A 19,769-nucleotide genomic window follows, 5' to 3' on the forward strand; every position below is an offset into this window, starting at 1 on the left:
GTTTCCCCTCCGTTTCGTCTTCTTCGTTTCAGCGCGATCCGCGCATGCGCGGATCGAGCAGATCGCGCAGCGCGTCGCCGAACATGTTGGTGGCGTAGACCACGACGGTGAGGCAGAGGCCCGGGGCGAGCGCGAGCCACGGGCCCTGCAGCATGTAAGTCCTGCCACTGCCCGACAGGAGGCCGCCCCAGGTCGGCGCCGGCGGCGGCACGCCGAGGCCGAGGAACGACAGGCCCGATTCGGCCAGGATCACCGTGCCGACGCGCGTCGTGAACAGCACGATCACCGGCGCCATGACGTTGGGCAGGATGTGCCGCCAGAGGATGCGGAAGGTCGACGCGCCGGTCGATTGCGCCGCGTGGACGTACATGTTCTCGCGCACAGAGACGACGGCGCCGCGGATGATGCGCGAGCCGGCGATGCCCAGCAGCAGGCCGAGCGTCACGATGATCTGCGGCATGCCCGGTCCGACCACCGATACGACCACGATCAGGATGATGAGATCGGGAAAGCTCATCCAGGCGTCGACGAAGCGCTGCAGCACCAGGTCGAACTTGCCGCCGAGATAGCCCGAGACGATGCCGAGGAAGACCGAGATGATCGTCGCGATGCCGGCGGCGCAGAAGCCGATGATGACCGAGAGCTGGGCGCCATAGAGGCAGCGCGAGAGCATGTCGCGCCCGAGATTGTCGGTGCCGAATGGGAACGCCCAGGAGGGGGGCTTCAGCCGGTTCAGCGGCGCGATCTGGTTCATGCCGTAGGGCGCCAGCGCGTCGGCGAAGATCCCGCAGAACAGGAACAGCACGAACACGACCGCGCCGGCCGCGCCCAGCGGCTTCTCGCGGAACAGGCGGCCGATGAAGTGCAGCACCGGCCCGCGCTTGCGCCGCGGCGGGACGGCCAGGGTGGTCTCCGCGACGGACGCCATCAGCGATACCTCACCTTCGGATCGAGCAGGCCGTAGCTCAGGTCGACGATCAGGTTGATGCACATCACCGCGACACCGACGATCAGGAAGACGCCGGTGATGATCGGGTAGTCGCGCTGGCTCACCGCATCGAGCAGCAGCAGGCCCATGCCGGGGATGACGAAGATCTGCTCCATGATCACCGCGCCGCCGATCAGCAGCGGCGCCTGCAGCCCGATCAGGGTCACCACGGGGATCAGCGCGTTGCGCAACGCATGGCGCGCCACCACGAGTTTCTCGCCCAGACCCTTGGCCCAGGCGGTGCGGATGTAATCCTGGCGCAGCACTTCGAGCATCATGGTGCGCGTGAGCCGCATGGTGATGGCCGAGAGTGCGCAGCCCAGGATGATCGAGGGAATGATCATCTGGCTGAGATTGGCGATCGGATCCTTGGAGAAGGGAACGAAGGAGATCGTCGGCGACCAGCCCCACCAGATCGAGGGAAACACCATGACCATCGTGCCCAGCCAGAAGCTCGGCACCGCGAGCATCAGGATCGAGAAGGAGCGCGCCACGTAGTCGCCCGGCGTATCCTGGCGGACCGCCGAATAGACGCCGATCGGGACGGCGACGGAGAGACCCACGATCAGCGCCATCAGCCCGAGTTCGAAGGTGACCGGGAGTCGCTGCAGGAGCTGCTCGCTGACCGGCGTGCTCTGCCAGAGCGAGCGTCCGAAATCGCCGTGAAAGAGGATCGCGCCGACCCAGCGGCCGTACTGGATCCACATCGGCTGGTCGAGGCCCAGCGCCTTCTCGAGCTGCTCGCGGCCCATCTTGGACGCCGCGATGTCGTTCTGGCTCAGCATCAGGTCGATGACGTCGCCGGGGATCATGCGCACCGTCACGAAGACGATGAGGCTGGCGAAGAAAAGCGTCGGAATGAGCGCCAGTACGCGCCGCACGATGTAGGCCTGCATCAACCCTTCCCTTCGGCGGCAATCACCGCCGGATCGACCGGTTCGGCATAAAGGCGGGCGACGTCGGCCCCGCGCTGTTCGAGGACCCGCCGCGCGTTGATCGAGCGCTTGTCCGTCACCTCGCCCGCTTCGGGCGAGGGCGGCACATCGAGCGGCAGCAGCCGCATCACGCGCGTGCTCGATCCGCCGGGACGAGCGTTGAAGGCGGCCAGCAGCCTCGCGAGCGCCGGCCGATACGCCTCGGCACCACCGGCGTCCCGACAGGCTGTCGCATCGAGCCATACGAGCGCCCCGAGATACGGTCGATCGGGCGCCGCGATCACGAGGTCGCGGACATAGGGCTGCAGCGCGTCGATGAGCTGCGTGCGCAGGGTGGTGGCGCGGATCCAGGTGCCCGACGCCAGCTTGAATTCCTCCGAGAGGCGTCCGGCGAACTGGATGCCGGCCTCGGGCCGGTCCTCGTCGACCCAGCGCGCGGCATCGCCCGTCCTGAAGAAGCCTTCCTCGTCGAAGGCTTCCCGGTTAGCCGCCTCGTTGCGGTAGTAGCCCGGCATGACGTTCGCGCCCGTCACGCGCAGTTCGTAGCGATCGCCCGCCGGCACCAGCTTGGCCAGCATGCCGGGCTGCGGCAGGCCGAGTAGCCCGGCACGATCGACGTTCCAGTACACCATGAGTCCGGTGCTGGTCGTCTCGGTCATGCCCCAGCCGCAGCCGAACGGCAGGCGCTCGCCGAGCTGTTCGGTTGCCGCGCTTTGCAGCCGGTCGAAGCTCTCCTGAGGCAGCAGCGCGCCGCCATAGCCCAGGCCGCGCATGTTCTTGAAGAATTTGGCCCGCAGGTCGGCATCGCGCTCCAGCGCCTCGAGCAGCATCGGGTAGGCGGCCGGCACGGTGCCGAAGCCCGACGGCGACAGCTCGCGCAGGTTCTCCAGCGTTTCCTGGAAGCGACCGGCGACCGGCCGGCCGCCATCGATGTAGAGCGAGCCCGCGACGCGGATGATGCTGTTCAGGTTGGCGTTGCCGCCCCAGGTGTGATGCCAGGGCAGCCAGTCGAGCGACACGGCGATGCGGCTGTCATCGAGCGGTTCGCCCACCGCGCGGATCATCTCGGCACCGGCGGTGAGATTGCCATGGGTGTTGAGCACGCCCTTGGCCATGCCCGTGGAGCCGGAGGTGAACAGGATCTTGGCCGGCGTGTCGGCCGTGATGTGCTGGCGCCGTTCGGCGACGGCGGCATCCACCGAACAGGCAGCGAGCGCGCCGAAAGCGAGGCCACGCCTGCCGTCCACCGTGACCACGCGGGCGCCGGTCCGCTCGGCACGATCGAGCGCCGCGGCATAGGCTTTCGAATCCTGCGCGAAGACGAGTCCCGGCTCGACGATGCCCAGCGCATGATCGAAGCGGGCAAAGTCGCCGGCCAGCGAGAAATTCGGCGAGATCGGCGCCACCAGCACGCCTGCGCGCAGGGCGCCGAACAGGAGGAGCGCGTTCTCGAGACTGTTGTCCGACAGGATCGCGACCGGCTTCGCGCCGGGCCCGAAGCCCTGCGCGATCAGCCACGAAGCGACTGCGCCCGTCTTCGCCCAGGCCTCGGCATAGGTCAGGCGCTGCCAGGCCCGCTCCGGACCACGCCGCTCGGCAAGGAAAGTGACGTCGGGCCGGCGCATCGCCGCCCGCTCCAACCAGTCGATGACGAGCGGCAGATCGGCCGGCAGCGACCGGCCGGCAGACAGGATCAGTGTGCCGTTAGCGCGTCGCTCGACGGATACCGTCGGCGTCGGCCGGTTGAGCGCGCGCATGGGCGCCACATGGCTCACCCTGTCCATCCTCCCGCAAAGACGCTTCCTCGGTCATCCGTTCGTGCGGACGATCCTGTTGCTGACAAGCTGAAGGGTTTGCGGGCGAACTGTCAAATGAAACACAACGGCCCCGCAACGATGCGGGAGATCAGCGTGCGTCGAGCAACTTCTTCAATGCGATGGCGATTCGCCCGATGCTGAACGCCGAGGGGTGCCCATCATGAGGGATCATCAGCCGCGCAGCCGTCTCACCCTGGGTTGCATCGGCGACACTCAGCATCGGCGCGCCGAGCTGGCGCAGCTTCACGAGCGTGGCGACCAGCAACGGCTGCTCGACCTTGGAATCGCCGTAGCGGTTCTGCGTGCTCTCGTCGGGCCAGGAATAGATGATGATGAGAGGCGCGTTGAACTTTGCGCGGGCCTCGGCCTGCAGCTTCGCCATCATCGCCAGGAACAGCTCGATCTGTTGCTCCTGACGCTGCTTCTGGCCGATCGCCTCGATGAAGGCGAAGTGCTCGCCCAGGAGGTAGTGCAGCCCGGCCAGCGGATCGCGCCATCGATGCTCGTTGAATGTGCCGGTGAAGCGCAGCTTGCCGTCGTCGAGTACGTAACGCGGCGAGGAGCCGAGCCAGGAACCGTCACCGGTCACGCGCTGCAGATGGGCCGGGATGATCCAGGTCACGACGGCCTTCACCTTCTGGTCGATGTAGCGGTCGTAGAGACCCGCTTCGAAGGCGCGGACGAGATGATTGGGGCCGTAGCCGGGAACGCCGAAATTGACGGTGCGCGCGGCCGGCGTGTTCAGCCTGGTGAACTGGGACGCCACCGTCTGGTCGTCGGCCACGCCCTGCCCGAAGATGAAAGAATCGCCGATGAAGAGATAGGTATCGGAGGGAGCGGGAACCGGCGGCGTCACCCGTGCCGCGACGGAATCGAAATGGTAGGTCTGGCGATAGACCAGCTCGTCGCCCCAGGTGGCGGTGGCGATTACTTCGCTATCAGGCTTCGGCCGGAAGCCGAGGATCGGGTCGGGCGGCGGCCACCATTGCGGAATGGTACGGGTCACCACCCCCATGTTCACCGCCTTGGGCGACAGGAAACCGGCGAACAGGTCCAGCGCCACGAGGCTCAGCGCCAGCGCCGTCGCGAGCAGCGCGCCGCTGCGCCAGCGGTTGCCACGGAACAGCACGACGCCCGCCACACCCAGCACGGCGGCGGCCACGCAGGCCCACAGGGCGGAGCGCAACGCGAGTCCGATCGCGAGGATCACGAGCAGAAAAGCGACTAGAAGCCAGAAATTGCGAAACCTGCCGGCCATTGACCTGATGCCGTTCTCCCCGGATAGGCTGGGGTGTAGGCGTTCGAAAGGGAAAACTCAATGAGCGGACAATTGCCGCTGCAGGGCCTCCGGGTCCTCGACCTCGCGAGCTTCATCGCCGGTCCGGTCGCCACGACGGTGATGGGCGACTACGGCGCCGAGGTCATCAAGATCGAGCCACCCGGCGAGGGCGACCCGCAGCGCAAGCTGGGACAGGCCCATTCGATCCCGCAGCATCCGGTCAACTTCTGCTGGCACATGACCAACCGCAACAAGCGCTCGGTCGTGCTCGACCTCAAGAACCCCGAGGGCCGCGCCGCGTTCGACCGGCTGGTGAAGACCGCTGACGTGATGGTGGTGAACTTCCCGCTGAAGGTCCGCGCGCGGCTCAGGATGAGCTATTCGGACGTGGCGCCGCTCAATCCGCGACTGATCTACGCGTCGATGACCGGCTACGGCGAGTCCGGCCCCGATGCCGAGCAGCCCGGCTTCGACTCCACCGCCTTCTTCGCCCGATCCGGTCTGCTCGACGGCCTCACCTACGAGGGCGGCCCACCCGCCTTCTCCCTGCCGGCGCAGGGCGACCAGATGGCCGGCATGAACCTGTTCGCCGCCATCTCGATGGCCCTGCTCCACCGCGAGCGCACCGGCGAGGGCAGCGAGGTCGGCACGTCGCTGCACGCCAGCGGCCTGTGGTCCAACGCCATCCTGGCGCAGGGCGCCCTGCTTGGTTCCTTCGTGGCCTCTCGTCCGCCACGCACCAAGCCGCGCAGCGCGCTCGCCAACCAGTACCGCACCTCCGACAGCCGCTGGATCCAGCTCACCATCGTGCGCGAGGACAAGCTCTGGCCCGAACTCTGCCAGGCGATCGAGCGCACCGACCTGATGGACGATCCGCGCTTCGAGACCACGGAGAAGCGGCGCGCCCATGCCACCGACCTCGCCGCGATCCTCGATCCGGTTTTTGCCGGACGGCCATGGCCCGAATGGAAGGAACGCCTGCGCCGGCACGAGATCACCTTCGGCCTGCTCGGCATCCTGCGTGACGTTCCCGACGACGAGCAGGCCGTCGCCAACGGCGCGGTCGTGGGTACAAGCCAGCAGGACATGCCGCGCACGATCTCCGCGCCCATCCGCATGTCGTTCGCGCCCGAGCCGGTGACACCCGGTCCCGGACCGGGACACGGCGCGCACACGGACGAGATCCTGGGCGAACTGGGCTACAGCGCCGCTGAGATCGGCAGGCTGCGGGAAGCCGGCGCCATCGGTTGAGGCCGGCTCACGATTCGGGAATCGCGCGGTCGACCTGCCAGGTCGCGGCAGAGACGTTGGGCTCGAGGCTGAGGCGGCCCACGACCTGCTCGAGCGCGGTGTCGTTGCGCTTTGCCGCAACCGCCTGCGCCGTGACCGTCACCTTCGACGTGTCGGGAATGTCCTCGCTGTCGAGGCGGCGCAGGCCGAGGCCCGCCTGCGAAAGCGCGTGCAGCAGGAGCGAGCGCATGTGCGCCTCCTCGGCGCCCTTGCAGACCACCTCGACCGTGTAATGGCTCTCGGCGTCCGTCGAGGTCAGCAGCCGCGTGTTCATGCGCCGGACCAGCGGCCGCAGCAGCAGGTTGGTGGCCACCACCATTGCCGCGGCCAGCAGGGCAGGACCCGCATGGCCCGCGCCCGACATCGTGCCGACCATGGCCGAGCACCACAGCGTCGCTGCCGTGTTCAGCCCGTGCACGTTCACCCCTTCGCGCAGGATCACGCCCGCGCCGAGGAAGCCGATGCCGGTGACGACCTGCGCGGCGACCCGCGTCGGATCGCCGGCGCCAACAAGCCCAGAGAAGGCCACGAAGCCCGCGGCGCCCAGGGCAACCAGCGCATTGGTGCGCAGGCCCGCCATCTTCTGGTTCCACTGGCGCTCTATGCCGATGGCGGAACCCAGCAGCAGGGCGAGGCCGAGCCGCAGCCCCGTCTCGGCAAGGGAAGAAACGTCGAACAGCATCGCCCCCAAGTGACGGGCGATCGTTACAGTCGAATGACGGCCGGTGCCGCCGGGCGATCAGTACTTGTAGGCCTGGCGCGCCAGCAGCTTCCAGCTGCCCGCCTGCTTCTGCCACACCAGCAGGATGCCGATCCGGATCGGATGAACCTTGCCGCTATGCTCGGTCTCGCCGACCATGAGATGGCGCACCAGCGCGACGTCGCCGGCGAGGGAAATGGTCTGGTCGTTGAACTCGAGCGACTTCCAGGTCGCAAAGCCGTTGGTGTTGGCCTCGACGAACTCGGCCCGTGTCTCCAGCGTGCCGCCGGAATGGCCGTAGCTCAACTCCGGCGCGCAGAGCTGCTCCAGCGCGGTGCGGTCGGCCTTCAGCAGGCCCTGGCGCAATTGCTCGACGGAGCGGGCGACGATCGAGGCTTCATCATGTGCAGCAGTCATACTTCATTCCTTGTTGCAGCCAGTCTCCGGCAAACCCGCAGGCGCGGATACTGCCTACTCAATAGATCGACGGTTCCGCCACCGGCTTGCCGAATCCCGTTTCGAGGAAGTCGAAGTCGCAGCCCTCGTTGGCCTGCTTGATGTGCCTGGTGAACATCCAGCCATAGCCGCGCTCGTAGCGGGGCTCGGGCTGCTTCCACGCCGCCTTGCGCTTCGCCAGTTCCTCGTCCGACACGTTCATGTCGATCGTGCGCTTGTCGACGTCGAGCGAGATCATGTCGCCGGTCCTCACCAGCGCGAGCGGCCCGCCGATAAAGGATTCCGGCGAGACGTGCAGGATGCAGGCGCCGTAGCTGGTGCCGCTCATGCGGCTGTCGGAGATCCGCACCATGTCGCGCACCCCTTGCTTCACCAGCTTGGTCGGGATCGGCAGCATGCCCCATTCCGGCATGCCCGGCCCGCCCTGCGGCCCGGCGTTGCGCAGGATCAGCACCGCATCCTCGGTGACGTCGAGATCCTCGCGATCGATCACGGCCTTCATCGAGGGATAGTCGTCGAACACCAGCGCCGGTCCCGTGTGCTTCAGGAACTTGGGCGCGCAGGCGCTGGGCTTGATGACGCAGCCGTCGGGGGCGAGGTTGCCCTTGAGCACCGCGAGCGCGCCTTCCCTGTAGATCGGGTTGGCGACGGAGCGGATCACGTCGTCATTGTAGATCTCCGCACCCTTCACGTTCTCGCCCAGCGTCTTGCCGGTCACCGTGAGCGCGTCGAGATGCAGGTGATCGCGGATCTGCTCGATCAGGCCCGGCAGGCCGCCGGCATAGAAGAAGTCTTCCATCAGGTACTTGTCGCCACTGGGGCGGATGTTGGCGATTACCGGCACCTTGCGGCTGGCGCGCTCGAAATCGTCGAGCCCGATCTTCTGCCCCGCACGCCGTGCCATCGCGATCAGATGGATGATGGCGTTGGTCGAACAGCCGACCGCCATCGCCACGGTGATGGCGTTGAGGAACGCCTCGTGCGTCAGGATCTTACTCGGCGTCAGGTCTTCCCAGACCATGCCGACGATGCGCCGGCCGCATTCCGAGGCCATGCGGATGTGACCGGCATCGGCCGCCGGGATCGAGGAGGCGCCGGGCAGCGACATGCCGAGCGTCTCGGCCATCGCCATCATCGTGGCGGCCGTGCCCATGGTCATGCAGGTGCCGTAGCTGCGCGCGATGCCGCCTTCGACATCGACCCAGTCCGAATCGGAGATCTTGCCGGCGCGACGCTCGTCCCAGTATTTCCAGGCGTCCGAGCCCGAGCCCAGCACCTTGCCCTTCACGTTGCCGCGCAGCATCGGCCCCGCCGGCAGGTAGATCGTGGGCAGTCCCATGCTGATCGCGCCGAGCAGCAGCGCCGGCGTGGTCTTGTCGCAACCGCCCATCAGCACGACACCATCCACGGGGTGCCCGCGTAAGAGTTCCTCGGCATCCATGGCGAGAAGATTGCGGTAGAGCATGGTCGTGGGCTTCAGGAAGCTTTCCGACAGCGACAGCGCCGGCAGCTCCATCGGAAAGCCGCCGGCCTGCAGGATGCCGCGCTTCACGTCGTCGACGCGGGTCTTGAAGTGCATGTGGCAGGGCTGGGCGTCGGACCAGGTGTTGAGGATGGCGATCACCGGCTTGCCGGCCCATTCCTCCGGCGCGTAGCCCATCTGCATCGCGCGCGAACGATGGCCGAAGGCGCGCAGATCGTCGGGCGCGAACCAGCGCGCGCTGCGCAGCTGGTCGGGAGTCCTGGTCTTTGGCTTGTTGTCCGGCATGTCTTTTTCCTCCGCGCCGGACGCGACCACATTCACGCCGTCGCGGTCAAGCTGCGGCGCCGGCACGTTGCAGGGGCTTGCTCATATAGACCGTGACGCCGAGCGACGACGTCTCCTCGCGGTCGATGCGGTAGCCGAAGGCGAGATAGAGCCGCACGTTCGCCTCGAACATCTTGTTCGTGTAGAGCCGGACTTCGCTGTAGCCGAGGTCCCGCGCGACCTGTTCGGCGTGCGTCAGCAGGTGCCGGCCGAGGCCGCGACCCTGGAAGGCGGGCGCGACGGCCACGTTCTCGATCACCAGATGGTCGCCCTTGTCGATCGTCTCGATGAGAGCCGCGAGGCCACCATCGAGGAAGGCCATGTCGATGCGATGCTGGCGCACCGCCTCGTCATAGTCGGCCCGCATCGGCAGCGGTTCGCGGCCGATGATGGGCACCCATTTGCCATAGGCTTCGCGCGTGAGGGTCCGCACGGCGGCGGCATCGTCCGCCACCGCGCGCCGCAGCGCCGGTGTCTCGTCCATGGTGAAGGTCTCAGCCGACGGCGAGGCCCGTCGTCTCGGCGACGCCGGTCTTGAGGTTGATGCACTGCACCGCCGCGCCCGACGCGCCCTTGCCGAGATTGTCCAGCGACGCCACGGCCAGCACGTTGCCGTCGGCATCGTTGCCGTAGACCGCCAGCTCCATCGTGTTGGTGTCGATCAGCCGGTCGGCGCGCAGGAAGCGGTCGCGCTCCAGCCAGGCGCGGTCGGCAAGCGGCCGCACCGGCACGAAGGTCTCGCCGGCATAATAGTCGCTCAGCACCTGGTGCACGTCCTTGGCCGTCACCTGCTTCGTCGTGATGTCGCGCGTGATCGGCACGGTGATCAGCATGCCTTGGGCGTAGTGGCCGACCGACGGCACGAAGAGGGGCGCGTGCTTCAGGCCGGAATACTTCTTCATCTCCGGCACGTGCTTGTGCGTGAGCTCGAGCCCGTAGAGACCGAACGGCTCGACGCCCGGCTGCTCATGAACCGCGATCAGCTCCTTGCCGCCGCCGGTGTAGCCCGAGACGCCAAACACGGCCGGCGTCGAATCGGCGCGCACGAGGCCGGCGTCGATCAGCGGCCGCAGCAGCGCGATCGCGCCGGTCGGGTAGCAGCCCGGATTGCTGATCCGGTTGGAGGCGAGCAGCTTCTGGCGCTGATCCTTGGCCAGCTCGGGGAAGCCATAGGTCCAGCCGTCGGCCACGCGATGCGCCGTCGAGGCGTCGATCACGACCGTGTCGCTGTCACCCATCGCGGCAACCAGCTCCTTGGCCGCCGCGTCGGGCAGGCAGAGCACGGTGATGTCGGACGTCTTGGCGATCTCGGCGCGCTTGCCCAGGTCCTTGCGGTCGGCCATCGGCAGCTCCAGCAGCTCGATGTCCGCCCGGTCCTTGAGCCGGTCGAGGATCTGCAGCCCGGTGGTGCCGTGCTGGCCGTCGATGAAAATCTTGGTCTTGTTGCTGGTCATGGTCTTCTCTCTCGATGCTGGGCCTTGAAGGGATGGCCGACTGGAGAAGGAAGGATGGAAGCCGCTTCGTCTCTCCAGCGGCCTCACGATACGGCGCGTTTGTTACGCCCGCGCGTTCTCTTGCCGCTTTTGTGAGCGGCGACGTCGCGACCGGAGGAGGGCGAGCGAAATCATGGTGGGGCCGATATTTCATCGGGGGGTCCCCCTGTCAAGATGCCGGACGGCGCCAGACGTCAATTTCGCAGGACGCGAGGCGGCCGCTCAAAGCCTGCCTGTCCAGATCCAGAGCGTGACGGCCGTGCTCGGTTTGGCGGACCCTCGAAAGATCGGCGCGAAGCCGGGCCAGACGGGGCACGGTATCGACAATACCTCGGCAGGCAACGCATCTGGTACCGCAGCCCGCTTACTCGTCAGCATCTGCCTTTCTCTCGAGCTTCTTGCGCAATGTCAGCATCACCCGGTGAACGACCTCGAGATCTCTGATCGCAATCCCGTCCGCGAGGTCGTCCACCCAGGGCGCTTGAAGGTCCATCGCCGACTTGAAGGCACGTTTGCCCTTGTCGGTCAGCACAACGAGCTGAGCGCGCTTGTGATGCGGGTTTGCGGTGAAGGTCACCAGCCCGTCGCGCTCCAGATCATTGATGATGCGCTGCACGTTCTGGCGATTGGCACCGAGATCGCGGGCAAGCCATGCCACAGGCTGGGAGCGCTCGGCCGCGACGATGGCGCCGAGCACTTGCCATCGCGCACTCGTCAATCCGAGCCGGGCGACGAGACGGTCGCCAGCAGTCAGCGCAAGGCTGTTGAGCCTGAACAGATCGAGCATCAGCTTCGTCAAGGCTTCACCGGAGGGAGTCCGCTTCATCTCACATTGGTTCCATAGGTGGTTATTGACACTGTGATGTCCATTAGGATATCCATATTGTCATCATAGCACCGAATAGGGAACAGTCCGTCATGCCCATGCTTCGCCCCCTGGATCCCGCCTTCCCGATCGAGCGGCAGCTCAGCACGGAGGCTAGTCCGATCGTGCTCATCAACCTGTTCACCGTCGACAAGATCGACGAGCCAGCGCTCCTCACTGCGTGGGCACACGATGCCGAGTTCATGAAGCTGCAGCCCGGCTTCATCTCGACCCAGCTTCACCAGGCGATCGGCGACAGCTGCGCCTATCTGAACTACGCCATCTGGGAAACGACGGCTGCATTCCGCGCCGCCTTCAGCCACCCGGAATTCCAGTCACGCCTTTCGGCTTATCCGTCGTCGGCAGTCGCCGCGCCGCATCTGTTCCAGAAGATCGCGGTGCCGGGTATTTGCGTCGCGTGAGGCGCAAGTGACGCGGAAGCCTTCATGATCGGGATCATTCATCCGCTTGCCGGTGCCGTGGCCATTCTCACGATCGCCACCTTCTGGCTCTCAACGGCACTCAGCGAACTGTTCTGCTCTCAGACGACAATCATTGCGGTGAAGACGGCCATCCCGTGGGGGTTCCTGCTGCTGGTGCCGGCGATCGCCCTGGCGGGCGGGTCAGGCCTGACTCTGGCCAAGGGACGTCGCGGCGGCGTCATCGGCAGCAAGATCAGACGCATGCCGCTGGTGGCCGTGAACGGCGTGCTCATTCTCATTCCTTTAGCACTCTATCTCTCGTTCAAGGCTAACGCAGACTCCTTCGACACCGCGTTTTATGCAGTCCAGATACTGGAGCTTGTAGCGGGGGCGGCGAACCTGACGCTGCTCGGGCTCAACATGCGAGATGGCCTGCAGATGAAGGGCCGGTTGCGTCGCAAGAAAGCGTGAACAGGGCACTGATCTCTTTTGAAAAGCAGACCCGGCACTACGGCGTGTGCACCTAAGTGACCCTATCGATATGCACCGCGCCGATCTCGCGCAGACACCGGGCTCGACGACCGGCGCGGCACTATGGCCTGCTTCGCGGCCCATCGACCAAGAGCATTGTTGAAATTCAACCTGACGGCTCACGCCGGAACAGGCTAGATTCGCGCAGTCATCCTGGAGACAGCTCATGAGCCAGTCCGCCCATCCCGAAGGCCTCTCCATGCTCGACAAGCGCCGGATCGAGGCCGAGATCCTGAAGGAGGTCTACGAGACCCTCAAGGCGAGCCACGGCGTCGACGTCGCGAAGAAGACGATCGAGGAGTCGGTGCGCCGCTCGGCCATCGAGCAGGCCCGCCAGTTCGCCGCCTCGGTGCCTGGAGGCACGTCGCTCAAGTCGTTCCAGGACATCCAGCATCTCTGGACCGCGGGCGGGTCGCTGGAGATCGATGTCAAGGAACAGACCGCCGATACCTTCACCTTCAACGTCGTGCGCTGCCGGTACGCCGAGACCTACAAGGCGATGGGCCTGGGCGAGATCGGCGCCCTCCTCTCCTGCAACCGCGACGGCGCCTTCTGCGAGGGCTATGACCCCAAGCTCAAGCTCGAGCGCACGCAGACGATCATGCAGGGCGCCAGCCACTGCAATTTCAAATACACGTACGAGGGTTAATCGTCGTCTTCCTCCTCTCCCCCGCGAGGGGGAGAGGAACATGAAAGCTCAGTTCAAAAACTCCGCCACCACGATGTGGCCGTCCTTGGCGGGCCAGGTGCGGGTCGGGATGGTCTCGTTGTTGAACACGGCCATCACCGTGCGCGGCGTTGCGTCGAAGGTGAGGCGTCCCGTGGAGGCCCCGGGGACGCCGTCGTTGATGCCGGGCGGCACCTTGCCGTCGAGCGTGAACTTGTCGCGACCGACGCCGAAATAGCCGCGCGGGCGGCTCATGATCGTGACCGCGCCGGCGCCTTCGTCGGCCTTGGCGAAGGGCTGTGGCCGCAGATGCACCACGTCGCTCGAGCGCAGGAACGGCGAGCGATAGGTGTGCGTCGTCGGCAGGCCCGGCATGTGCAGCACGAATTCATAGTAGGCGTCGGCGCGACCGACGAACGGCCCCCACACGCCGTCTTCGCCCGTGGTCTTGCGATGCAGCGCCACCGCGCTCTTGCGTTCGCCGGTCTTCGAATCGACCTCGAAAATCTCGACCTCGGCGCCGGCCGCCGCGATGTTGGTGTAGGTGCCTTCGGTCATGCCGGTCACCCGGCCGTTCAGGATGGGCAGCGGCTCCTGGGCGATGAACATGGTGGCGGGCGGCTTGCCGGCGATGTGCTCGAACATCGCGGCGAAGGCCAGCTTGTTGAACGCGACCTCGCGATGGTCGAGCCCGTCGAGCACGACGTTGCGCGCACCGCGCAGCTCGGACGCGTCGTAGCTCACCCCGGTCGGCTTGCCCGCCGCCCCTATGAAGCGGCCGTCGGGCTGGGAGTACTTGTCGTTCCTGTCGGACCGGATCGCCATCATCCCGACGCCGGGAACGAGATCGTCGGCGCCGGCATTGAGGCCCTTGAGGAACGGAAAGGCGCCGTTGAACTCGCTGCCGGGCAGCAGCGTTTCGGAGATCACGATCCCCTTGTTGGGTGTGCCGCACAGGACCGCGTGGCTTACCAGGTCTGCGCCGCCGTTCTTCAGCATGGAGCGGATGGCATTGCCGCCGCGCGACGAGCCGACCAGCGCCACCTTGCGGCGGCGCGTCGCCTTCAACACCTGGATGACGAAGGAAGTCAGCTCCTTCATCTGATCCTCGGCGGAGGAGCGGTAGGGCTGCGGCTTCGAATCGTCGCTGCGCGCGTTGGGATAGACGAAGTCGATCGCGAACAGCTGGTTGCGCTTGTAGCCGTTGGCCTCGAAGCGCCAGAGGTTGTTGATCCAGAGCGCGCTGGAATCGCCGTTGCCGTGCACGAACACGACCGGGGGCGGGCCGGCCTCGGCCGCCGGCTGCGGTCGCCGGGGAACCGGCTGAGCCAGGGCGAGCGTCGGCCACAGCACGGCCACACCGCCGATCAACGCGCGGCGGGTCGGACCGTTCCTGGAGGGCCTCACGCCCTTGCTCATCACTCCCCCAGACATTCTTCCCTATGTTGGCAAAAGCCGGGCGCGGGCGCTACGCTTGCCATATGTCCCTTTGTTACGTCGACAGCCCCGTCGGCCGGTTGGCCCTCGAAGCGGATCACGACGCCGTGACCTCGGTGCGCTGGGCCGGCGACGGTGAACGCGCACGCGACACCTCGTCGACTCCGGTACTAAAGGAAGCGGTGAAACAACTCGACCGGTACTTCGCGCGCAAGCTCAAGCGCTTCGACCTGCCGCTGGCCGCGCGCGGCACCGACTTCCAGAAGAGCGTCTGGAAGATGATGTGCGAAATTCCCTTCGGCGGCACGGCGACCTATGGCGGCATGGCGATGGCCCTGGGCTCCGGCCCGCGCGCCGTCGGCATGGCCTGCGGGCGAAATCCCATCCCGATCATCGTGCCCTGTCACCGGGTCCTGGGCAGCGGCGGCAAGGAAGGCGGCTTTTCGGGCGGCAAGGGCCTGCCGACCAAGCGCCAGTTGCTGGCGATCGAGGGCGTCGTTCTTCTTTAATTTCTCTGTCGTTGCGTCCGCGGGACGCCCCGGCTACGGAGGCGTGATGCGCGTGCTGATCACCCGGCCGGAACGCGAGGCGACGACGCTGGCGACGGCGCTCGCCGAGCGCGGTCATGTGCCCGTCATCGCGCCGCTGTTCCATCTCGAGATTTTGCGGCCGCCCGCGGAATTCGCGACGGATCTCGCCCAGTGCCAGGCCGTCCTGCTCAGCAGTGCCAACGGCGCACGGGCGTTCGCGGAAGCCACCGAGCAGCGCGGCAAGCCGATCCTTGCCGTCGGCGACACCACGGCCACGACGGCCGAGGGTCTGGGCTTCGCGTCCGTGACGTCGGCCGCCGGCGACGGCGGCGCGCTTGCGGAGCTGGTCCGCAATCGCCTCGATGCCAAGGCCGGCCCCCTCCTCCACGTTTCCGGCGTCGACATCGCCCAGGATTTTGCCGAAAGCCTCGCCAAGGACGGTTTCGAGGTGCGTCGCATCCCTCTCTACGAGGCGCGCGAGGCGGCGGAGCTGCCGGATTCGGCTCGGGCCGCGCTGCAGGCGCGGGCGCTCGATGCCGCGATGTTCTTCTCGCCGCGCGCATCGGCCCTGTTCGCCCGGCTGGTGCAGGAAGCGGGACTCGCCGATTCGCTGTCGAACGTCACCGCCCTGGCGATCAGCCCTGCGGCGCTCGAACCCTTGAGCGCGCTGCCATTCAAGGCGACGGTGGCGGCACGGCGCCCGACCCGCCAGTCCGTGCTGGACGAAATCGACCGGCTTCCAAAGGCCGTCGTAGAAGGACCTAGCATCATGAGCGACACACCTTCTTCCTCTCAGGTTCCGCCGGCGGAGATGTCGCCGGAAAGCCCGCGAGTCACGCCGCCGCCCGTACAGGTCCGTCGCGGGCTCGGTGTGGCTGGCGCCTTCATCACCGGTGTGGTCGCCTCCTGTCTGGTGTTGGCCGGCGCCCTGATCACCCTGCCTTATTGGCCCGCCGAGATCCGCGCGCTTTGGCAGGGCAAGGGAGCGGCGGCCGCTGCGCCCGTCCCGGCTATCGACCTGCAACAGGTCCGCCAGGATGCCGCCGCGGTGGCAAACGCCTCGGTCGAGACGGCCCGCAAGGAGATTTCGGCCCGGCTCGACGATCTCGAAAAGCGCCTGCGCGCCACATCGGCCGCTGTTGCCGAGCGGCCGGCCGCGACCGGCGGACCCGATCCGGCGATCGCGGACCTGCGCGCCAAGGTCGAAGCGCTGGAAGGCCGCGCCACGACGCCAGCACCAACACCTGCCCCGCAACAGACACCCGCCCCGGCTCAACCGCCGGCGGTAACGGCGGAGCAGGAGAAGGAACTCGCGACCCTGCGGCTGGAAATGGCGACGCTGCGCAACACGCTGCAGACAATCGACCAGTCGGTCGCCGTCCAGCGCGACCAGACCCGGATGCTGACCGAGGCCGTCGACAAGGCGCGCGGCGAGGCGACCGTCCGCTCCGCCGGCGAACAGAAGGCGATGAGCACCGCGCGCGCGTCGGCGATCATCGGCATCGCCGCGCGGCTGAGCGCCGCCGTCGGCTCCGGCCTGCCCTTCGCCACCGATCTCGCGCTGCTGACGCCGCTCGCCCAGGGCGATGCGAAGCTCAGCGAGAGCACCAACGTGCTGCAGGCCTATGCGCAGACCGGCGTCGCCTCCCGGCCGGCGCTGGTGACGGAGTTCCCCGCTGTCGCCAAGGCAGCACTCGCCGACGATCTCGCCGACGATTCCTTCGGCGAGCGGCTGCTCGGCAAGGTGCGCGGCCTGATCTCGCTGCGCCGCGTCGGCAACGACGTCGAGGGCGACGGCACCGAAGCCAAGCTCGCCCGCGCCGAGGCCGCGCTGGAGGCCGGCGACCTCGCCAAGGCCGTCGCGTTGGTGAAGTCGCTGCCGCCGCAGACGGCAAAGGCCACCGCCGGCTGGCTGTCGCGTGCCGAGGCGCATCTCGCGGCCAAGCAGGCGGCCGACCAGATCTCCGCCCAGGCCGTCACCCTGCTCGGCTCGGCGAAGTAGGCCATTCCCATGACCATGCTGCGCACGATCATCTGGTTCGTCGTCGCCATCGCCGCGATGCTGGGCGCGGTGTGGCTGGCCGAGCGGCCGGGCATCGTCACCGCGGAATTCCGCGGTTGGCGCCTCGACACCAGCTTCGGCGTGCTCCTGATCTCCGTCGTCGTACTGATCCTGGTCGGCATCGCCGGCTGGCTGCTCTACCGCTGGATCGTCGGCGCACCCGGCGCGCTGCTCGACGGCTGGGGCGAGAGCCGCCGCCGTCGCGGCTATCGCGAGCTGACGCAAGGCCTCGCCGCCGTTGCCGCCGGCGATGGCGTGGAAGCGCAGAAGCATGCGCGCAAGGCCGAGCAGCTCCTGTCAGAACCGGCGCTCACGCTGCTTCTCTCGGCACAGGCCGCCCAGCTCAACGGCGACCGCGACGGCGCCCGGCGCGCCTTCAGCGCCATGCTCGACGACGACCAGATGGCTTTCCTCGGCCTGCGCGGCCTGATCGGCCAGTCGCTGCGCGACGGCGACCAGGCGCAGGCGCTCGCCTACGCCGAACGCGCCTTCAGGCTCCGGCCGCAGACACCGTGGGTCGTGCACTCGCTGTTCGACATGCAGGCGCAAGTCGGCCAGTGGAAAGCCGCCCAGGAGACGCTGGAATCGGGCATCCGCCGCAAGGTCGTCACCGCCGACAAGGGCCGCACGCTGAAGGCGCTGCTGGAAGTCGAACGCAGCCGCGAGGCCGAGCGTGAAGGCCGTGCCAGCGACGCGCTGGCACTGGCCCGCGAGGCCTTCGGTCTTGCGCCGGAACGCATCGCGGTGACGCAACGCCTGGCCGAGCTGCAGCTCAAGGCGGGCGATGCGAAGAAGGCGATGAAGACGGTCGAGCGCGGCTGGTCGGTGGCGCCGCATCCCGATCTCGTCGGTCTCTATCTCGAAGCCTCTGGCGAGACCGAGGCGCTGAAGCGCGTCGGCATCGTGCGCCGGCTGGCGCAGCAGAATCCGGGCGACATCGAAAGCCATCTGGCGCTCGCCCAGGCCTCGCTCGATGCCGGCCTGTGGGGCGAGGCGCGTCGCCATCTCGACACCGCCGCCGGCACCAATCCCCCGACCCGCGTCTGCCGCCTCATGGCCGAGGTCGAGGAGCGCGAGCAGACGGGCCCGGAAAAGGTGCGCGCGTGGCTCAGCCGCGCCGCGGACGCGCCGGCCGATCGCGCCTGGCGCTGCACCTCCTGCGGCGCCCATCACGAAGCCTGGCGCCCGGTCTGCGAGAGCTGCGGCGCCTTCGGCACGCTGCAATGGCGCGCGCCGGGCACCTTTGGACAGATCCTGCCGCCCGAGGCGACGCCCGGAGAGGCGTTGCCGACCTCTCCGGCGGGGACCAACCTGCCGGTGCCGGCCACCAACAACTCGACACGCTAGAGAACGGGGAAACACCATGTTCGAGACGACACTCGCGGGCAGCCTGCCCAAACCGGCCTGGCTCGCCACGCCCAACGTGCTGTGGGCTCCGTGGACGCTCTCGGGCCAGCCGCTGTTCGAGGCCAAGGACGATGCGACCTTCCTCGCGATCCGTCGCCAGGAGGAAGCCGGCCTCGACATCGTGAGCGACGGCGAGCAGGCGCGGCAGCATTTCGTGCACGGCTTCCTGGCCGAGGTCGACGGCGTCGACTTCGACAAGAAGGTGCGCATGGGCATCCGCAACAACCGCTACGATGCCGATTGCCCGACCGTCACCTCGGCGCTGAAGCGCCGCAAGTTCGTGCACGAGCGCGAGGCGCGCATCGCCCGCGCCGCGACTTCGCGCAAGCTCAAGTTCACCCTGCCCGGCCCGATGACGCTGATCGACACGCTGGCCGACGGCTACTACGGCGACCGCGTGAAGATGGCTTTCGCCTTCGCCGAGCTGCTGAATCAAGAAGCCAAGGATCTCGAAGCGCTCGGCGTCGATATCGTGCAGTTCGACGAGCCCGCCTTCAACGTCTACCTGAACGAGACGGTCGAGTGGGGCGTGCCGGCGCTGGAGAAAGCGGCCGAGGGGCTGAAGTGCACGACCGCCGTTCACATCTGCTACGGCTACGGCATCGAGGCCAACAACAAGTGGAAGGAGACGCTGGGCGAAAGCTGGCGTCAGTACGAGCAGACCTTCCCGGCGCTCGACCGCAGCTCGATCCAGCAGGTCTCGCTGGAATGCCGCGACAGCCACGTGCCGCCGGAACTGATGAAGCTGCTGAAGACCAAGACCGTACTGGTGGGCGCCATCAACGTCGCCTCCGACAAGATCGAGACGCCGGAAGAAGTAGCCGCCACCCTCAAGCTCGCGACCGAGTTCGTCGATCCCGAGCGCATCCAGGCCTGTACCAACTGCGGCATGGCCCCGATGACCCTCGGCGTCGCCTACGGCAAACTGCGCGCGCTCGCCGAAGGCGCTGCGCTGGCGCGCAAGGCGTTCGCTTAAGCGGCTCTTGCGACGCACCAACAGTGCGGCCCCTCTACCGTGTCATCCCGAGCGTAGCGAGGGATCCTTAGCAGTCGCCGATCAAGGATCCCTCGCTACGCTCGGGA

At 67.3% G+C, this 19,769-nt stretch carries 19 protein-coding genes; 8 read left to right on the forward strand and 11 right to left on the reverse strand.

Going from position 1 to position 19,769, the window contains the following annotated elements; all coding sequences use genetic code 11:
- Positions 1-28: 28 nt before the first annotated feature.
- The 4 genes from KQ910_RS05560 to KQ910_RS05575 all read right to left on the reverse strand — a co-directional run bounded on the left by KQ910_RS05560 (position 29) and on the right by KQ910_RS05575 (position 4,998).
- A complete protein-coding gene (locus KQ910_RS05560) occupies positions 29-928 on the reverse strand; it encodes an ABC transporter permease (protein WP_216957476.1) in 900 nt (299 codons plus the stop codon).
- Entirely contained in the window at positions 928-1,884 is a 957-nt protein-coding gene (locus tag KQ910_RS05565; protein WP_216957477.1) for an ABC transporter permease, read from the reverse strand. Before KQ910_RS05565 ends, KQ910_RS05560 begins: the two co-directional genes overlap by 1 nt.
- A complete protein-coding gene (locus KQ910_RS05570) occupies positions 1,884-3,698 on the reverse strand; it encodes an AMP-binding protein (protein ID WP_216957478.1) in 1,815 nt (604 codons plus the stop codon). The genes KQ910_RS05565 and KQ910_RS05570 overlap by 1 nt, the downstream gene beginning before the upstream one ends.
- A 130-nt stretch (positions 3,699-3,828) precedes the next feature.
- Positions 3,829-4,998, reverse strand: coding sequence for an SGNH/GDSL hydrolase family protein (locus KQ910_RS05575; RefSeq protein ID WP_216957479.1), 1,170 nt, complete (start codon positions 4,996-4,998; stop codon positions 3,829-3,831).
- Between the two features lie 60 nt (positions 4,999-5,058).
- Here KQ910_RS05575 and KQ910_RS05580 point away from each other — a divergent pair, with 60 nt between their 5' ends.
- Entirely contained in the window at positions 5,059-6,270 is a 1,212-nt protein-coding gene (locus KQ910_RS05580; protein ID WP_216957480.1) for a CaiB/BaiF CoA transferase family protein, read from the forward strand.
- 7 nt (positions 6,271-6,277) lie between these two features.
- On the opposite strand, the gene KQ910_RS05585 is transcribed toward KQ910_RS05580, so the two are convergent.
- The 6 genes from KQ910_RS05585 to KQ910_RS05610 form a co-directional block, all read right to left on the reverse strand.
- Positions 6,278-6,991, reverse strand: coding sequence for an MgtC/SapB family protein (locus KQ910_RS05585; RefSeq protein ID WP_216957481.1), 714 nt, complete (start codon positions 6,989-6,991; stop codon positions 6,278-6,280).
- A gap of 57 nt (positions 6,992-7,048) precedes the next feature.
- Positions 7,049-7,426: a nuclear transport factor 2 family protein gene (locus tag KQ910_RS05590; protein ID WP_216957482.1), complete on the reverse strand. Its 378-nt coding sequence runs from the start codon at positions 7,424-7,426 to the stop codon at positions 7,049-7,051.
- A gap of 58 nt (positions 7,427-7,484) precedes the next feature.
- A complete protein-coding gene (gene araD / locus KQ910_RS05595; protein WP_216957483.1) occupies positions 7,485-9,233 on the reverse strand; it encodes an L-arabinonate dehydratase in 1,749 nt (582 codons plus the stop codon).
- A 46-nt stretch (positions 9,234-9,279) separates the two neighbouring features.
- A complete protein-coding gene (locus tag KQ910_RS05600; RefSeq protein ID WP_216957484.1) occupies positions 9,280-9,756 on the reverse strand; it encodes a GNAT family N-acetyltransferase in 477 nt (158 codons plus the stop codon).
- A gap of 10 nt (positions 9,757-9,766) precedes the next feature.
- Positions 9,767-10,726, reverse strand: a complete 960-nt coding sequence (gene argC, locus KQ910_RS05605; RefSeq protein WP_216957485.1) for an N-acetyl-gamma-glutamyl-phosphate reductase — start codon at positions 10,724-10,726, stop codon at positions 9,767-9,769.
- A gap of 403 nt (positions 10,727-11,129) precedes the next feature.
- Positions 11,130-11,591 carry a MarR family winged helix-turn-helix transcriptional regulator gene (locus KQ910_RS05610; RefSeq protein ID WP_216957486.1) on the reverse strand — a complete coding sequence of 154 codons (462 nt, stop codon included), beginning with the start codon at positions 11,589-11,591 and terminating at the stop codon, positions 11,130-11,132.
- A gap of 92 nt (positions 11,592-11,683) precedes the next feature.
- Here KQ910_RS05610 and KQ910_RS05615 point away from each other — a divergent pair, with 92 nt between their 5' ends.
- The 3 genes from KQ910_RS05615 to KQ910_RS05625 all read left to right on the forward strand — a co-directional run bounded on the left by KQ910_RS05615 (position 11,684) and on the right by KQ910_RS05625 (position 13,232).
- Positions 11,684-12,052 (forward strand): antibiotic biosynthesis monooxygenase family protein, encoded by a 369-nt coding sequence (locus KQ910_RS05615; RefSeq protein WP_216957487.1) that lies wholly within the window; start codon positions 11,684-11,686, stop codon positions 12,050-12,052.
- Positions 12,053-12,076: 24 nt separating this feature from the next.
- Positions 12,077-12,523, forward strand: a complete 447-nt coding sequence (locus KQ910_RS05620; protein WP_216957488.1) for a hypothetical protein — start codon at positions 12,077-12,079, stop codon at positions 12,521-12,523.
- 226 nt (positions 12,524-12,749) lie between these two features.
- Entirely contained in the window at positions 12,750-13,232 is a 483-nt protein-coding gene (locus KQ910_RS05625) for an L-2-amino-thiazoline-4-carboxylic acid hydrolase (RefSeq protein ID WP_216957489.1), read from the forward strand.
- Between the two features lie 48 nt (positions 13,233-13,280).
- On the opposite strand, the gene KQ910_RS05630 is transcribed toward KQ910_RS05625, so the two are convergent.
- On the reverse strand, positions 13,281-14,657 hold the full coding sequence (locus KQ910_RS05630) for an alpha/beta fold hydrolase (protein WP_216957490.1): 1,377 nt from the start codon (positions 14,655-14,657) through the stop codon (positions 13,281-13,283).
- A gap of 74 nt (positions 14,658-14,731) precedes the next feature.
- Between KQ910_RS05630 and KQ910_RS05635 the strand changes: the two genes are divergently transcribed.
- The 4 genes from KQ910_RS05635 to KQ910_RS05650 are packed head-to-tail and all read left to right on the forward strand — an operon-like array spanning position 14,732 to position 19,662.
- The gene (locus KQ910_RS05635) at positions 14,732-15,196 is read left to right on the forward strand and encodes a methylated-DNA--[protein]-cysteine S-methyltransferase (RefSeq protein ID WP_216957491.1); all 465 of its coding nucleotides are present in this window, start codon (positions 14,732-14,734) and stop codon (positions 15,194-15,196) included.
- Positions 15,197-15,242: 46 nt separating this feature from the next.
- The gene (locus KQ910_RS05640; protein ID WP_216957492.1) at positions 15,243-17,219 is read left to right on the forward strand and encodes a uroporphyrinogen-III synthase; all 1,977 of its coding nucleotides are present in this window, start codon (positions 15,243-15,245) and stop codon (positions 17,217-17,219) included.
- A gap of 9 nt (positions 17,220-17,228) precedes the next feature.
- On the forward strand, positions 17,229-18,626 hold the full coding sequence (locus KQ910_RS05645; RefSeq protein ID WP_216957493.1) for a heme biosynthesis protein HemY: 1,398 nt from the start codon (positions 17,229-17,231) through the stop codon (positions 18,624-18,626).
- A 16-nt stretch (positions 18,627-18,642) separates the two neighbouring features.
- Complete coding sequence (locus KQ910_RS05650) at positions 18,643-19,662, forward strand: methionine synthase (RefSeq protein WP_216957494.1); 1,020 nt, start codon at positions 18,643-18,645, stop codon at positions 19,660-19,662.
- The last annotated feature ends 107 nt before the right edge of the window (positions 19,663-19,769 follow it).

The organism is Reyranella humidisoli, assembly GCF_019039055.1.
In the GTDB taxonomy this organism is placed as follows: Bacteria; Pseudomonadota; Alphaproteobacteria; order Reyranellales; family Reyranellaceae; genus Reyranella; species Reyranella humidisoli.

Excerpts from the sequence above, each read along its gene's own strand:
- KQ910_RS05590 (WP_216957482.1), bottom strand. The coding sequence starts at position 7,426 with ATGACTGCTGCACATGATGAAGCCTCGATCGTCGCCCGCTCCGTCGAG.
- KQ910_RS05575 (WP_216957479.1), bottom strand. The coding sequence starts at position 4,998 with ATGGCCGGCAGGTTTCGCAATTTCTGGCTTCTAGTCGCTTTTCTGCTC.
- KQ910_RS05580 (WP_216957480.1), top strand. The coding sequence starts at position 5,059 with ATGAGCGGACAATTGCCGCTGCAGGGCCTCCGGGTCCTCGACCTCGCG.
- KQ910_RS05600 (WP_216957484.1), bottom strand. The coding sequence starts at position 9,756 with ATGGACGAGACACCGGCGCTGCGGCGCGCGGTGGCGGACGATGCCGCC.
- KQ910_RS05565 (WP_216957477.1), bottom strand. The coding sequence starts at position 1,884 with ATGCAGGCCTACATCGTGCGGCGCGTACTGGCGCTCATTCCGACGCTT.
- KQ910_RS05625 (WP_216957489.1), top strand. The coding sequence starts at position 12,750 with ATGAGCCAGTCCGCCCATCCCGAAGGCCTCTCCATGCTCGACAAGCGC.
- araD (WP_216957483.1), bottom strand. The coding sequence starts at position 9,233 with ATGCCGGACAACAAGCCAAAGACCAGGACTCCCGACCAGCTGCGCAGC.
- KQ910_RS05640 (WP_216957492.1), top strand. The coding sequence starts at position 15,243 with ATGCGCGTGCTGATCACCCGGCCGGAACGCGAGGCGACGACGCTGGCG.
- argC (WP_216957485.1), bottom strand. The coding sequence starts at position 10,726 with ATGACCAGCAACAAGACCAAGATTTTCATCGACGGCCAGCACGGCACC.
- KQ910_RS05585 (WP_216957481.1), bottom strand. The coding sequence starts at position 6,991 with ATGCTGTTCGACGTTTCTTCCCTTGCCGAGACGGGGCTGCGGCTCGGC.
- KQ910_RS05650 (WP_216957494.1), top strand. The coding sequence starts at position 18,643 with ATGTTCGAGACGACACTCGCGGGCAGCCTGCCCAAACCGGCCTGGCTC.
- KQ910_RS05615 (WP_216957487.1), top strand. The coding sequence starts at position 11,684 with ATGCCCATGCTTCGCCCCCTGGATCCCGCCTTCCCGATCGAGCGGCAG.
- KQ910_RS05620 (WP_216957488.1), top strand. The coding sequence starts at position 12,077 with ATGATCGGGATCATTCATCCGCTTGCCGGTGCCGTGGCCATTCTCACG.
- KQ910_RS05645 (WP_216957493.1), top strand. The coding sequence starts at position 17,229 with ATGACCATGCTGCGCACGATCATCTGGTTCGTCGTCGCCATCGCCGCG.
- KQ910_RS05560 (WP_216957476.1), bottom strand. The coding sequence starts at position 928 with ATGGCGTCCGTCGCGGAGACCACCCTGGCCGTCCCGCCGCGGCGCAAG.
- KQ910_RS05635 (WP_216957491.1), top strand. The coding sequence starts at position 14,732 with ATGTCCCTTTGTTACGTCGACAGCCCCGTCGGCCGGTTGGCCCTCGAA.
- KQ910_RS05610 (WP_216957486.1), bottom strand. The coding sequence starts at position 11,591 with ATGAAGCGGACTCCCTCCGGTGAAGCCTTGACGAAGCTGATGCTCGAT.